General features: G+C 73.0%; 13 protein-coding genes. 1 reads left to right on the plus strand and 12 read right to left on the minus strand.

Annotated elements, in window-relative coordinates; all coding sequences use genetic code 11:
- Window positions 1-14: 14 nt before the first annotated feature.
- The 3 genes from J4E96_RS12875 to J4E96_RS12885 all read right to left on the minus strand — a co-directional run bounded on the left by J4E96_RS12875 (window position 15) and on the right by J4E96_RS12885 (window position 3,693).
- Window positions 15-1,556 (minus strand): CYTH and CHAD domain-containing protein, encoded by a 1,542-nt coding sequence (locus J4E96_RS12875; RefSeq protein ID WP_227422499.1) that lies wholly within the window; start codon window positions 1,554-1,556, stop codon window positions 15-17.
- Between the two features lie 92 nt (window positions 1,557-1,648).
- On the minus strand, window positions 1,649-2,182 hold the full coding sequence (locus J4E96_RS12880; protein WP_227422500.1) for a hypothetical protein: 534 nt from the start codon (window positions 2,180-2,182) through the stop codon (window positions 1,649-1,651).
- 65 nt (window positions 2,183-2,247) lie between these two features.
- Complete coding sequence (locus J4E96_RS12885; protein WP_227422501.1) at window positions 2,248-3,693, minus strand: alkaline phosphatase; 1,446 nt, start codon at window positions 3,691-3,693, stop codon at window positions 2,248-2,250.
- 120 nt (window positions 3,694-3,813) lie between these two features.
- On the opposite strand from J4E96_RS12885, the gene J4E96_RS12890 reads away from it, so the two are divergent.
- The gene (locus J4E96_RS12890) at window positions 3,814-4,221 is read left to right on the plus strand and encodes an SRPBCC family protein (protein WP_227422502.1); all 408 of its coding nucleotides are present in this window, start codon (window positions 3,814-3,816) and stop codon (window positions 4,219-4,221) included.
- Window positions 4,222-4,294: 73 nt separating this feature from the next.
- On the opposite strand, the gene J4E96_RS12895 is transcribed toward J4E96_RS12890, so the two are convergent.
- From J4E96_RS12895 to J4E96_RS12935, 9 genes are all read right to left on the minus strand, one after another.
- A complete protein-coding gene (locus J4E96_RS12895) occupies window positions 4,295-4,582 on the minus strand; it encodes a ferredoxin family protein (protein ID WP_227422503.1) in 288 nt (95 codons plus the stop codon).
- Complete coding sequence (locus J4E96_RS12900) at window positions 4,579-5,913, minus strand: FAD-dependent oxidoreductase (protein WP_227422504.1); 1,335 nt, start codon at window positions 5,911-5,913, stop codon at window positions 4,579-4,581. Before J4E96_RS12900 ends, J4E96_RS12895 begins: the two co-directional genes overlap by 4 nt.
- Window positions 5,910-6,815 carry an electron transfer flavoprotein subunit alpha/FixB family protein gene (locus J4E96_RS12905; RefSeq protein WP_227422505.1) on the minus strand — a complete coding sequence of 302 codons (906 nt, stop codon included), beginning with the start codon at window positions 6,813-6,815 and terminating at the stop codon, window positions 5,910-5,912. The genes J4E96_RS12900 and J4E96_RS12905 overlap by 4 nt, the downstream gene beginning before the upstream one ends.
- Before the next feature lie 31 nt (window positions 6,816-6,846).
- Window positions 6,847-7,623, minus strand: a complete 777-nt coding sequence (locus tag J4E96_RS12910) for an electron transfer flavoprotein subunit beta/FixA family protein (protein ID WP_227422506.1) — start codon at window positions 7,621-7,623, stop codon at window positions 6,847-6,849.
- Window positions 7,624-7,905: 282 nt separating this feature from the next.
- Window positions 7,906-10,614 (minus strand): pyruvate, phosphate dikinase, encoded by a 2,709-nt coding sequence (ppdK, locus tag J4E96_RS12915; RefSeq protein WP_227422507.1) that lies wholly within the window; start codon window positions 10,612-10,614, stop codon window positions 7,906-7,908.
- A gap of 141 nt (window positions 10,615-10,755) precedes the next feature.
- Entirely contained in the window at window positions 10,756-11,397 is a 642-nt protein-coding gene (locus J4E96_RS12920; protein WP_227422508.1) for a nucleoside/nucleotide kinase family protein, read from the minus strand.
- Complete coding sequence (locus tag J4E96_RS12925; protein WP_227422509.1) at window positions 11,387-12,214, minus strand: ATP-binding cassette domain-containing protein; 828 nt, start codon at window positions 12,212-12,214, stop codon at window positions 11,387-11,389. Before J4E96_RS12925 ends, J4E96_RS12920 begins: the two co-directional genes overlap by 11 nt.
- Window positions 12,211-13,197 (minus strand): ABC transporter permease, encoded by a 987-nt coding sequence (locus tag J4E96_RS12930; RefSeq protein WP_227422510.1) that lies wholly within the window; start codon window positions 13,195-13,197, stop codon window positions 12,211-12,213. Before J4E96_RS12930 ends, J4E96_RS12925 begins: the two co-directional genes overlap by 4 nt.
- 4 nt (window positions 13,198-13,201) lie before the next feature.
- Complete coding sequence (locus tag J4E96_RS12935) at window positions 13,202-14,257, minus strand: substrate-binding domain-containing protein (protein ID WP_227422511.1); 1,056 nt, start codon at window positions 14,255-14,257, stop codon at window positions 13,202-13,204.
- Between the last annotated feature and the right edge of the window lie 105 nt (window positions 14,258-14,362).

The following is a 14,362-nucleotide window of genomic DNA, read 5'->3' on the forward strand; positions in this document are numbered from 1 at the left end:
CGGACCGATCCGGCTCAGCCGAGCCAGCGCCGCCGGCGCCGTGCGGACACCGTGTCCCACAGCGCCGGCAGCCGCTCCTCGATCCCCTCGGCCCGGGCCTGCTCGAGGGCGTGCAGCCGCCCGTACGTGAAGGTGGGCTCCCCCGCCAGGTCGGCCTGCTCCCCGACCCGGCGCAGGACCGAGCGCACCTCGACGCTGTCGTGGTGCAGGCCCAGCAGGTCGGCGAGCTTCTTGGTCGCCCGCGCGAACCGCAGCGCGGGCTTGCCGGCCGAGGGCGCCACGAGCTCTCCCGCGTGGCGGGCCCGCTTCGCCGCCTTGCGCGCCTCGTGCAGCAGGTGCTCGCGGTCCGGCCCCGGGCCGGCGAGCGAGGCCGCTCGAAAGGCCCGCGCGAGCCGGTTCCAGTCGCGCCGGACCAGGCGCGGCAGCGCCGTCGAGGCACGGGCGCGGGCGGCCTTCGTCAGCGGAGGCTCGGCGACGAGCGCGTCGAGGGCGTCCAGCAGCCCGAGGTAGCGATCGGAGTCGAGCGCGGCGTGCACCGCGCCCAGGGCGCCTGCGTACGCGTCGGCACGGTCCGCGTCGAGGCGCTCGGCGACCGGGCCGAGCACGAGCTCGGCGGGCTCCTGGGCGAGCAGCTCGGCGAACCGGGCGCGGCCCACCTCCGCGTCGCGCGCCGCGCCGAGCAGCCCCGCGACCCAGCTGAGCTCCGCCCGGACCTGGGCCGCAGGCTCGCCCGCGAGCAGCGTCCGGCCGGTCGCCAGCGCGCTGCGCAGGCGCCGGGTCGCGACGCGCATCTGGTGCACCGAGTCGGGCTCGTCGCGCCGCACGCGCGGGTCCTGCGCGAGCAGCTCGTCGCGCCGGCCGCGCAGGTAGGCCGTGAGCACCGCCCCGGCCGACCGCGGGTCGGTCGGGGCCGCGTAGCCGGCGTCGCGCCGCGCCGCGACCAGCCGCGGGCCCAGTGCGCGGGCGAGCTTGGACGGCGAGCCCGCCGTCGCCCCGGCCGCCTCGACGAGCGTGAGCGCGGCGGCCAGCAGGGCACGGTCGCCGCCGGCGAGCTCGACCTCCCACTCGCGCCACGCGTCGAGGCGCACCTCGCCGTCGCCCGGCGCGCGCGACGTCACGACGTCGTCGGCCACCTCGGCCAGGACCCGGCCGTCCGCGTCGCGCAGCAGGTGCACGGTCCGCCGGGTGCGCAGCACGGCGACCTCCGCCAGGGGCGCGGCGCGAACGCGGGCGCGCACCGCGGCGGCGAGCTCGCGCGGCACCGGCTCGTCGTCGGGGCCGAGCGGCACCTGGATCTCGGTCCGCTCGTCCGCAGCGACCGGCAGCTTCAGGTGCCAGCCCGCGTCGGGCCCGCCGGTGCGCCGGCGCAGCGTGAGCCCCGCCGTCGCGAGCCGCAGGTCGGGGGTGTCGAGGTAGACCGCCTCGAGCGCGACGGCCTCGAGCGTCTCGACGGCGGTGACGCCCGGCAGGCCGGACAGCTCGGGCATCGCGACCTCCGCCGACACCTCGCGCTTGATCTCGATCTCACGGTGCGTCGTTTCACGGTGCGTCGCCATGATCACCGACCCTACCGACGGCGCGGTGATCGCGCCGCCCGAACCCGGCGCGCCACCTACTCGTTCACCGGCGCCGACTCGTTCACCAGCCCCTACTCGTTCACCAGCACCGGGACGCTCAGGATGGCGCTGTGCGCCGCGCCCGCCGGGCAGCTCACCGACAGGGGCACCCCGATCACGCCCGCCGCCGAGTGGAACTGTTCGGTCGCGGCGGAGTCGAGCACCTGCCGGCCGCTGCCGAGCAGCGCACCCGCGGCGTCGTAGCAGTCGACGCGCACCTCGAGGGCGATCACCTCGCTCACGTCGGAGACCACGTCGAGCTGGCCGGTGACGGTCTGCGCGCCGCCGGCGTCCGGCTCGCTCAGCGCGAGCGCGCTCAGCCGCAGCCGCTCGACGAACGGACCCGGCAGCACCTCGACCGAGCCCGCGGCCGCCCCCGGCGCCACCGTCGCGGCGGGAGCCTCCTCGTCGGCGGGCGCCTGCCGGGCCACGGCCGCGGCCGACGCCGCCGCATCGACCCGAGCCGCGCCGTCGGCGGACGAGCCCTCGGCCGAGCACGCGGCGAGCGCGGCGAGCAGCCCGACCGCGAGGACGCACCCCGCGGCCCGGCGAGCGGACGCCCGCACGCGGGGCGCACGCCGCACGCGGCGGGGCGCACCCGGCGCCCCGCCGCCCACCGCGCGGGATCGGCTCAGGACGCCACCCGCAGCCCGATCGCCGCGGCCATCTGGTCGTACAGGTCCGTGTTGTCCTGCTCGCCCACGAACCGGTCGCTCTCGCGCCCGAAGCTGAACAGCGGGACGTCGGCGCCCGTGTGGTTGCCCGAGAGGTAGGTCAGCCACAGCGACGCCTCGGGGCTGCCGTCGACAACCTCCGCCGGGTCGTCCGCGGTGCGGAACGTGGCCGGCGCGAAGTTCGTCGCGCTGGCCGAGCCGGCGCCGTTGACCGCACCGGTCGAGCGCAGCGGGTCCAGTGCCGTGTTGCTGGACCGGACCGGGGTCTGGGTGGAGCTGGTCCCGGACTGGTTGATCGGGGGCGCGCCCGCCTCCGCGTTGGTGAACGACCCCTTGCCGATGATGTTGAAGCCGGCGCACTCGTGGTCCGCCGTGACGATCACCAGCGTGTTCTTGTCGGTCTTGGCGTACGCGACCGCGGCCGCGACGGCGTCGTCGAACGCCTTCATCTCGCCGAGGGTCTGGGCCGCGTCGTTGGCGTGCGAGCGCTTGTCGATCATCGCGCCCTCGATCTGCAGGAAGAACCCGTTCCGGCGCGCGGTCTTGCCCTGCGACAGCAGCTCGATCGCCTTCGTGGTCATCTCCGGCAGGCTCGGCTCGGCCTGCACGGCCGGGGTCGGGAACCCCTTGGCCTTGTTGACCTCGACGGTCATGTTGCCCGTGTTGAACAGGCCGATCACCTTGCGGTCGGTCCCGGTCACCGTCGCCAGCTCGGCGCCCGTCGCGACGGTCGTCCCGAACGCGCCGAGCACCTCGTAGCCGTTGGTCTCCATGATCGCCTGATCCTCGGCCGTGAATCGCGCGTTGCCGCCGCCGAGGATGACGTCGGCGACGTTGTTGCGCGCGATCTGCTGCGCGATCGGCAGGTAGGGCTGGCCGCCGATGGTCTCGCAGGACTCGACGGTGTAGGTCGGGCCCTGGCAGCCGCGCAGGGCCGCGTGCGAGAACATCGCCGCGGGCGTCGCGTCGGTGATCTCCGCCGTCGAGACGTTGCCCGTGCGCAGGCCGGCCGACTTGGCCTGCTCCATGAGGGTCGGGACGATGGCGCCGTAGGAGTCGACCCCGATCGCGGCGTTGTAGGTCTTGACCCCCGACGACCACGCGGTCGCCGCCGACGCCGAGTCCGTCACCAGCTCCGGCACCGCGGTGCCCCGCTCGACCGCGTAGGTCTGCACCGAGCCGAGGACCGGCAGCTGCTCCATCGCCAGCTGGCCTGCGGCGCCGTAGTAGCGCACGCTCGCGGCATCGACGTGCGTCTCACCCATCCCGTCGCCGATCAGCAGGATGATGTTCTTGGCCTTGCCTTTGGACGAGTCTGCGGCGGCGGACTGGGCGGCGAACGCCCCGCCGGTGAGGGTGAGGGCCGCCGTCGCGGCGATTGCGGCGATGCGTCGAGAGGTCACAAGAACTCCTGGTCTGCAGGCGTCGGGTCGGGACGTCACCGACGCTAGTGAGCCGGCCCGGGCCCCGGCCGTCGCCTGTGCGACGCCTGGGTGAACACTGCGCGACGGCATACTCGGGGCATGACCACTCGCCCGGCACGCACCGTCAGCGTCTCGATCGACCGGGCCCCGGACGCCGTGTACCGGTACCTCGTCGACCCGCACCACCTGCCCACCTGGGCGCCCGGCTTCGCGACCGCGGTGCACCGCGAGCCCGCCGGGTGGGTCGCCGAGACCGCCGGCGGCCGGTTCCAGGTCGCGTTCGCGCCGCACAACCGGTTCGGCGTCGTCGACCATCGCGTCACGTCCGACGACGGCGTGGACGACACCAACCCGATGCGCGTCATCGCCAACGGGACCGGCTCCGAGGTGCTCTTCACGCTGTTCCACCCCGTCGGCGCCGACGACGCCGCGTTCGAGGCCACCCTCGCCGTCGTGGCGTCGGACCTGCGCACGCTCAAGGGCGTGCTCGAGAGCCTCGAGCCCTGACGCACGGAACCCGGCGGCGCGCCGAGCGCACCACCGGGTCCTGTGTTCGCGAGCGGTCCTGCGAGCGCTGCGGTCAGCCCTCGCGGAACTGGATGCCGAAGCCGCCGCGCGGGTAGTGCCATTTCAGCGCGCCGGGCGCGGCGACCTGCAGGCAGGTCCCGCACTCGAGGCAGGCGGCGTACTCGACGGAGAGCGTCCCGTCCGCCTCCTCCGTGTACACGTGCGCCGAGCAGCAGCGCACGATCGTCTGGGCGCACCCGGTGGCCTTGACGACCTCCTGGTTCACCTCGATGTGGCTTTCTTCCTCGTCGAGCTCGAAGCGGTTCTTCGCGAGGCGCTCCGGAACGGAAAGTGGTTTCACAGTGCTCGTACCCCCGCAATGCCGTCGCTGATGAGGTGCTTGATCTTGACCGGTGACTTCTTGAAGGCCTTGTACGCGACCTTGATGATGTGCTCGCGCGGCGTGTTGTCGTGATCGAAGACGCCGTGCAGGACGTTGCCGATCAGGTCGCCGTAGTCCTTGTACATCCGCTCGACCTCGAGGAACCCCGGCGCCTTGGCGTAGGTCTTCATGTCGTGGCCGGCGTACGAGGCGTCAAACGCCGCGCGGTACCCGGCGAGCCCGGCCTTCGAGGTGTCCTTGCTCTCGAGCGCCGCGCCGATGCCGGTGGCCGCGGCCACCCCGGAGGCGACCGCGAGGTCCATCCCCCGGACGGTGAGACCCGTGTTGAGCGTGAGCCCGGCCGCGTCCCCGACGACGACGAGGCCGTCCATCGTGATCTCGCCCATCATCTCGAGGCCGCCCTCGGCGACGAGGTGGCAGCCGTACTCGACGAGCTCCCCGCCCTCGAGATAGGGCGCGATGTACGGGTGCGCGAGGAAGTGGTCGAAGATCTCCGAGCTCGACTTCTTCTTCGCGGTGAGGTCGTCGAGACGCAACACGACGCCGACGGAGACGGAGTCGATGTTCGTGTACATGAACCCTCCGCCGCCCACCCCCTGCGTGCAGTCGCCGACGACGGCGAACGCAGCGCCCTCGTCGCCCGTGACGTTGAACCGCGACTCGACGGTCTCGCGCGGCAGGTTGACGACGCACTTGACGCCGATCGCGAGGTGGTTCAGGGGCTCCTTGGTTCGCAGCCCCACCTCCTGCGAGATGAACGAGTTCACGCCGTCCGCGGCCACGACCACGTGGGCGTGCAGCTCGTCGTCGCCGGCCTTGACCCCGACGACGCGCTTGCCGGTCGGCCCGTCCTCGGTGAGGACCTTGTCCACCCGGACGCCGGGCATGATGAACACGCCGGCTTCCTCGCACTTGTCCGAGAGCCACGCGTCGAGCTTCGCGCGCAGCACCGTGACCGCGTTGACCGGGTCGGCAAGGCGCGAGTCCTTGTAGTCGATCCCGATCGAGCTCTCGGCGTTGAGGAAGTTGATGTAGTTCCGGGTGATGTGCCGCTCGATGGGCGCCTCGGTGAGGAAATCCGGGAAGACCTCCTGCATCCCGCGGCAGTACAGCACGCCGCCGGAGAGGTTCTTCGAGCCGGGCGCCTCGCCGCGCTCGATGAGCACGACGGTGCGACCCTGCTGCGCGAGCTGGTACGCCGTGACGCAGCCGGCGATGCCGCCACCGATGACGATGACGTCGAAGTCGGGCTCCGCGGCCTCGGCGACCTCGGGCGTGGGCGTCGTCACTTCAGCGCAGCCGTGAGGGCCGGGACCAGCTCGTACAGGTCGCCGACGAGGCCGTAGTCGGCGTCCTTGAAGACCGGCGCGTTGGCGTCGGTGTTGATCGCGACGATCGTCTTCGCGCCGCGCACGCCGACCATGTGCTGCAGCTGGCCGGAGATGCCGATCGCGACGTACAGGTCGGGCGAGATGTGCGCGCCCGAGACCCCGATGTACCGGTCCTTGCCGAGCCAGTCGAGGCCCTCGGCGACGGGCCGCGAACAGGCCACCTCGGCCTTGGTCGCGTCCGCGAGCGCCTCGACGAGGGCCAGGTCGGCCTGCGCCTTGAGCCCGCGGCCGATGCCGACGACGCGCGGGGCGGCGCCCAGGTCGACCTGCGCGACGTCCGAGACGGAGGTCTCGACGATGACGACGCCGAGCGGCGTCACCGCGACGTCCTCGATCGGCGCCGTGCCGGTGGCGGCCGGGACGGGCCCGCCCTCGAGCACCAGGACGACCGGTCCGGTCACGGTCAGGCTCTCCTCGGCGATCCCGCCGAAGATCGACCGCGAGATCACGATGGTGTCGCCCTCGGCCGTGACCGCGGAGGCACCGGTGAGCACGGGCGCCTGCAGGCGGGCCGCGGCCGCGCCGAGCAGCACGCGCTCGCCCGGTCCGCCGGCGCCGAGCACGACGCCCGGGGCGGCGGCGACGGCGTCGGCCACCGCGGTGCCGAAGGCCTCGACGGGCGCGTCGCCGGGCTCGCCGAACCAGAGGACCTTGTCGACGCCGCCGGCGGCGACCGTCTCGGCCGTCGCTCGCGTGCCGACGACGGCGGCGGTGACGTCGCCGCCCAGGGCGCGTGCGGTCTCGATCAGGGTGGCGATCGCCGGGTCACCCGCGACAACGATCCAGGTATTCACAGTCATGGTCGTGGTATCTCTCTCGTCTCGAGGGTTCTCAGAGCACGCCGGCGCCGCGCAGGGCGGCCACCAGCTCGGCGGCAGCGGCCGCAGGATCGGAGGTGTTGATGATGATGCCCTTGCGGGCGGGCAGGTCCGGACGCGCCGTCCCGGTGACCGCGACGGTCGATGCGCTCGCGGGGACCTCCAGCGCGGCGAGGTCGAGGACCTCGACCGGCTTCTTGCCCGCCGACAGGATGTCCTTCATGCCCGGCACGCGCGGCACGGCCGCGTCGGTCGAGGCGGCGAGCACGACGGGCCCGGAGACCGCGAGGGTCTGCGTCCCGCCGGCGACGGCGCGCACGACCTGGATCGACCCGGCGTCGCCGGACACCGACGTCACCTCGGCGATCGCGGGCCAGCCGAGCTGGCCTGCGAGCACCGTCGGCACCATCTTTCCGCCGACATCCACCGAGGAGTCGCCGGTGATGACGACGTCGACGTCGCCGATGTGGCGGACGGCGGCGGCAAGCACCGCTGCCAGCTCGGTCGTGCCCGCTCCGTCGAGGGCGTCATCGGCGACGATGACGGCGCGGTCGATCCCGCGCGAAAGCGCGGCCTTGCGGGCCAGCGGCGTGTCGATGCGCTTGGCGCCGACCGTCACCCCGATGACCTCGCTGCCGGTCGCGTCCGCGAGCCGGCGCGCCAGCTCGGCCGCGACCGGGTCGTACTCGCTGATGCCGGGCTTCGCCCGGTTCCAATCCACGGCGCCGTCGGCACCGACCGCTGCGTCCTGCGGGTTAGATGCCCACTTGTAGGCGACAACAATCTTCATGGGGAGGTCTCCGCTCGCCTTGCACAACTCACGATGGTCCTTGACGATCTGGCGACCAATTGTCAACCATGATCTTACCTCAGCACCTATTTGCGACATTCGGCGCGAAGCAGACATGCCTACGCATGTCTGCCCTTTACCGGTCGGCCGCCGAATGCATCCGAGGCCGTGGTGCAGCCGATACTCGGGGCAGGTCGAAGCAGGTGGTGCCAACCACGGTACCCATGCCGATCGGCCGCGATCGGTGACCAAGGACCCATCCTGGCCGGCGGCGCGGCACCCCTAGGCGCTCGCCGCGTCCACGCCGCTCGTGAGTGTCGCGCGGGCCGCCTCCAGGCGCGCGACGGGCACCCGGAACGGCGAGCACGACACGTAGTCCAGGCCCGTCCGGTGGAAGAAGTGGATCGACTCCGGGTCGCCGCCGTGCTCGCCGCACACGCCCAGCTTGAGGTCGGGGCGGGCCGCGCGGCCCTCCTGCGCGGCGATCCGCACGAGCCGCCCGACTCCGTCGACGTCGAGGCTCTCGAACGGCGAGACGGTGAACACGCCCTTCTCCAGGTACGCCGCAAAGAACGCCGCCTCGACGTCGTCACGCGAGAAGCCCCAGGTCGTCTGGGTCAGGTCGTTGGTGCCGAAGGAGAAGAACTCCGCGGCCTCCGCGATCCGGTACGCCGTGAGCGCGGCGCGCGGCAGCTCGATCATCGTGCCGACGGGGATGGTGAGGTCGAGCCCCGCGTCGGCGCCGACCTGGGCGACCACGCCGTCGGTCTCGTCGCGGATCAGGTGCAGCTCCATCACCGAGCCGACCAGCGGGATCATGATCTCGGCGTGCGGGTGCCCGCCCGCCGCGATGCGGGCGGCGACCGCCTCGGCGATCGCCCGGACCTGGAGCGAGAACAGCCCCGGCACCGTGAGCCCGAGGCGCACGCCGCGCAGCCCGAGCATCGGGTTGGACTCGTGCAGCCGGTTGACCGCGGCGAGCATGCGGATCGCCCGCTCGTCCGGCTCCCCGCGCTCCTCGGCGCGCGCCACCTCGACCATGAGGTCGGCGCGGTCCGGCAAGAACTCGTGCAGCGGCGGGTCGAGCAGCCGGATCGTGACCGGCAGCCCGTCCATGGTCTCGAGCAGGTCGGTGAAGTCGGCGCGCTGCATCGGCAGCAGCGCCTCGAGCGCGCTCGCGCGCTCGGCCGGCGTGGCCGCGAGGATGACCCGCTCGATCAGGACCCGGCGGTCGCCGAGGAACATGTGCTCGGTGCGGCACAGCCCGATGCCCTGGGCGCCCATCCGCCGGGCCCGGGCCGCGTCGTCGGCGGTGTCGGCGTTGGCCCGGACGCCGAGGCGGCGCACCGCGTCGGCGTGCCCGAGGATCCGGTCGACGGCGCGCACGAGATCGGCCGTCCCCTCGTCCGCGCCCTCGACGGCCGCGTCGAGCCCCTCCTCCAGGTACCGCACGACCGGGGACGGCACGACCGGCACCTGGCCCACGAACACCTCGCCCGTGGTCCCGTCGATCGAGAGGAGGTCTCCCTCCTCGACCCGGACGCCGCCGGCCTGCGCGTACTTGGCGACCGAGTCGACCTCGAGCTCGTCGGCGCCGCAGACGGCCGTCTTGCCCATCCCGCGCGCGACGACGGCGGCGTGCGACGTCTTGCCCCCGCGCGAAGTCAGGATCCCGGCCGAGGCGAGCATGCCCTCGAGGTCCTCGGGGTTGGTCTCGCGCCGCAGCAGGACGACCTGCTCGCCGCGCGCCGCCCATTCCACCGCGGTGGGCGAGTCGAAGACGACCCTGCCGACGGCGGCGCCCGGCGACGCCGCCATCCCGCGCGTGAGCGCCGTGCGGGCCGTGCCGGGGTCGAACTGCGGGAACATGAGGTTCGCGAGCTGCGTGCCGGTGACGCGCTCGAGCGCCTCGTCCAGGGTGATCAGCCGCTCGTCCACGAGCGCCGAGGCGATCCGGAAGGCCGCCCCCGCGGTGCGCTTGCCGACGCGGGTCTGCAGCATCCAGAGCTTGCCGCGCTCGACGGTGAACTCGATGTCGCACAGGTCGCGGTAGTGCGTCTCGAGCCGGCGCATGATCTGGCGCAGCTCGCCGTAGGACGCCGGGTCCAGCGCCGCGAAGTCGTCGAGCGAGAGCGTGTTGCGGATGCCGGAGACGACGTCCTCGCCCTGCGCGTTGGTCATGTAGTCGCCGTAGACGCCCGGGCGGCCGGTCGCCGGGTCCCGCGTGAAGCACACGCCCGTGCCCGAGGTCTCCCCCAGGTTCCCGAACACCATCGTGCACACGTTCACGGCCGTGCCCAGGTCGTGCGCGATCCGTTCGCGGCGGCGGTACAGCCGCGCGCGGTCGGTGTTCCACGAGTCGAACACCGAGCGGGTCGCGAGGTCGAGCTGCTCGCGCGGATCCTGCGGGAAGTCCCGCCCCGTGTGCTTGAGCACGATCTCCTTGAAGTCGCCGACGAGGTCCTTGAGGTCCGCGGCGTCGAGGTCGACGTCGCTGCGGGCCCCCTTGACCTGCTTCGCCGCGTCGAGCGCCGCCGCGAACGCCTCGCCCTCGATGCCGAGCACGGTCTTGCCGAACATCTGGATCAGGCGCCGGTAGGAGTCCCAGACGAAGCGCTCGTCGCCGGACGCCTCGATCAGCCCGAGCACCGAGTAGTCGTTGAGGCCGACGTTCAGGACGGTCTCCATCATCCCGGGCATCGAGAACTTGGCCCCCGAGCGCACGCTGACCAGCAGCGGGTCGACCGAGTCACCGAGCCGGCGGCCTACCTGGTCCTCGAGCCGGCGCAGCGCCATCGTGACCTGCAGGCGCAGGTCCTGCGGCTCGGAGCCCTGGGCGAGGTAGTGCCGGCAGGCCTCGGTCGTGATCGTAAAGCCGGGTGGCACCGGTAGGCCGAGCCGGGTCATCTCGGCGAGGTTGGCGCCCTTGCCGCCGAGCAGGTCCTTCTGATCCTTGTCACCGTGGCTGAAATCGAAGACGTAGCTGGTCACAGCGGCTCCCTCGGCAGGCTGGGCGCCCCAGGTCCGGGGCGCTCGGTCTCGCGGCGCGCCGCTGCCGCAAGCCTGCGCAGCACCGCGCTCGAACCCGGCACCACTATGCCGCACCGCACCCGCCGTCGGCAGGGCGAACGGCTACCTCAGGACGAAGACCGCGTCGGCGCGCGGAGCGGTCGCCGTGATGAGCTCGGCGTTGCGCTGGTCCGTGCCCAGGGCCCAGGCCCGCGCGTCGACCGGCGACTTGCCGAAGGCCTCGTGTCGGCGCACGAGCCGCTCCTTGCGCACGTCCTCCCCCGGCGCGAGGAACCACACCTCATCGAGCAGCGCCCGCGCGCGCGGCCAGGCGTCGCGCTCGAGCAGCAGGTAGTTGCCCTCGGTCACGACGAGCGGCACGTCCGGCGCGACCGCGAGCGCCGAGCCGATCGGCTCCTCGAGGTCGCGCCGGAACGCGGGCGCATACACGGTCTCGCCCGGGCGCGCCGCGCGCAGGCGCTCGAGCAGCGCGACGTACCCGGCGTCGTCGAACGTGTCGTGCGCACCCTTGCGAGCGCGCCGCCCGAGCGCCTCGAGGACCGCGTTCGCGAGGTGGAAGCCGTCCATCGGCACGAGCACCGCGCTGGCTGGGCCGAGCGCGGCGACGACGGCCTCCGCGACCGTCGACTTGCCGGCCCCCGGAGCCCCGGTGATCCCGAGCATGCGCCGCTGCCCGGGCACGACGAACGCCCGCGCGCGGTCGACGAGGTCGGCGAGGTCCGTCTCGACCGGCCTAGCGACCACCCGCACGCTCCTCGTCGGTCGGCTCGAGGGCGCCCGTCATGAGGGCGACCACCTCGGCCATGCTGCGCTCGGCGGGCCGCACGACCGCCGCCCGCCGCCCGAGGCGGTGCACGTGCACCCGGTCGGCGACCTCGAACACGTGCGGCATGTCGTGGCTGATGAGCACGACTGGCAGCCCCCGGTCCCGGATCGAGCGGATGAGGTCGATCACCATCCCGGACTCCCGCACCCCGAGGGCGGCCGTGGGCTCGTCCATGATGATCACGCGCTTGCCGAACGCGGCCGCCCGGACGACGGCGACGCCCTGCCGCTGGCCGCCCGAGAGCGTCTCGACCGGCTGGCGCACGGACTTGATCCGCACCCCGAGGTCCGACAGGTGGGCGGCCGACTCCGTGCGCATCCGCGGCCCGTCGAGCCGGCGCAGCACCGTGCCCATGAACCCGGGGCGGCGGAGCTCGCGACCGAGGAAGACGTTGCTCGCGATGTCCAGCGCCGGCGCCACCGCGAGGTCCTGGTAGACCGTCTCGATGCCGTGCGCCCGCGCGTCCCGCGTGGAGTGGAACCGGACCAGCTCGCCGTCCATCCACAGCTCGCCCGCGTCGGGCACGACCGCGCCGGCGAGGGCCTTGATCAGCGTCGACTTGCCCGCGCCGTTGTCCCCGATCACGGCGAGCACCTCGCCCGCGCGCAGCTCGAAGTCCGCGCCGTCGATCGCGGTGACGCTGCCGTACCGCTTGACGAGCCCGCGCGCCTGCAGGACGGGGGTACCCGGCACCGGACGCCGGCTGCTCTCGGTGGTGCTGGCCGTGGCGCTCACAGGTTCCTCCGCCGGGCGAACTGGTCGAGGGTCACGGCGAGGATGACCAGCAGCCCCGTCGCGACGTTCTGGTACAGGTTGTCGACGCCCGCCTGGGTCAGGCCGTTGCGCAGCACCCCGACGATGAGGGTACCGACGAGCGTGCCCGCGACCCCGCCCCGGCCGCCGAAGAGGCTCGTGCCGCCGATGACCACGGCGGTGATCGTCTCGAGGTTGGCGTTCTGGAACGCGTTCGGGTCGGCGTTCGGGATGCGGCCGAGCGCGGCCCAGGCCGCGACGGCGGCGATGAGTCCCGTCATGACGTAGACGCTCAGCAAGGTGCGCCCCGCCTTGATCCCGGTCAGGCGCGCGGCCTCCGGGCTGCCGCCGACGGCGTACACGTGCTTGCCGGCCGCGGTCTGCGACAGCACGTAGCCGGCCACGACGTAGACCGCGAGCATCACCACCACGCCGTACGTCGTGGTGAAGCCGGCGACGTCGAACTTGGTCCCCAGCCAGGTCAGCGGCCCGGCGGCCACCGGATAGGTCGCCGACCCGGCGTAGAGCTGGGTGCCGGCGAACACGACCGTGAACGTCCCGAGGGTCACGATGAACGGCGGCAGCCGCAGGGCGGTCACGAGCGTCCCGTTCACGGCGCCCACCGCCGCGCACACGATGACGGTCGTGACGAGCCCGATCGCGGCGCCCTCGGGCCCACCCGTCTTGGCCATCACGATCGTCCCGAGCACCGCGACGGCGCCGATCGACAGGTCGATGCCGGCCGTGAGGATCACGAGCGTCTGCCCGACGGCGAGGATCCCGATCACGACGGACTGCTGGAGGATCAGCGACAGGTTCCGCGGGGTGAGGAACGAGTCCGTCACGACCGAGAAGACGACGACAGCGATCGCGAGCGCGGCGAGCGGCCCGAGCAACGGGTTGCGCAGCGCCGCCTGGAGGTCGAGCCGGCCGGGTGCCGGCCGGGTCGAGACGGCGGTGGCCATCGGCTCAGCCCCAGCAGTTCTCGGCGCCCCAGGTGGTGTCCTGGGAGTCGAGCCCGTCCATCGGCTGGTCGGTGATCAGCTGGGCGCCGGTGTCGTTGAACCCCGACGGCGCGGTGCCGTCCTCGGCGTAGGCGATGACCGCCTGCACACCCTGCTCGGCCATCTTCTGCGGGAACTGCATCACGGTCGCGCCGACCTTGCCGTCGGCGACGTCCTGGACGCCGGAGCACGAGCCGTCGATGGAGCCGATCGTGATCTGGTCGGCGCGGCCGGCGTCCAGGATCGCCTGGTACCCGCCCCGCGCGGCCGGCTCGTTGATCGTGTACACCGCGTTGATGTCGGTCGAGCGCTGGAGCAGGTTCTCCATCGCGGCCTGCGCCTTCGTCTGGTCGCCGTTCGTGTTCTCCATCCCGACGATGGCCGGGTCGTCCTCGGTCAGGCCCATGCCGGTGAGGAAGCCCTCGTGCCGGAACGTGTCGACGGTGCCGCCCGGGGTGCCGTCGAGCATGGCGACGTGCGGCGCGGTGTCGCCGAGGGCCGCCTTGACCCACTTACCCTGAAGCTCGCCCGCCACCCGGTTGTCCGTCGCGAACGTCGCGTCGACCGCGTCCTCCGGGTCCGTCGCGGTGTCGAGCGCGATGACGAGCACGCCCGCGTCCCGCGCGTCGGCGATCGCCGCGAGGATGCCCGACGAGGAGTTCGGGGTGATGAGGATGCCGTCGACGCCCTGGCTCACGAGGTTCTCGATCGCGGCGACCTGCCCCTCGTTGTCGCCGTCGAACTCGCCCGCGAGCGCGACGAGCTCGGCGCCGCCCGCGTCCGCCGCCTCCTGCGCGGCCTCGCGCATCTTGACGAAGAACGGGTTGGAGTCGGTCTTGGTCACGAGGCCGACCGTGACGTCCCCACCCGCGGCGGCGGTGTCGGCGTCGTCGTCGCCGCCCCCGGAGTCGTCGGACGAGCAGGCGGCGAGCCCGAAGAGCAGGGATCCCGCGGCCGCGGCGCCGAGGAATCGGCGCCAGCGGACGGCGGACGTGGGACGCGAGCTGACGGCGGGTGACATGTGGACTCCTTCGGCCGTGTCGTCGGGCCTCGTTGCCCGTCTCCCTCGCACGCTAGGGTCGATTCAAGCGCTTGCGCAACCGTTTGTCCCGAATTGTGATGACTC

This window comes from Pengzhenrongella sicca (genome assembly GCF_017569225.1).
GTDB classification, from domain to species: Bacteria; Actinomycetota; Actinomycetes; order Actinomycetales; family Cellulomonadaceae; genus Pengzhenrongella; species Pengzhenrongella sicca.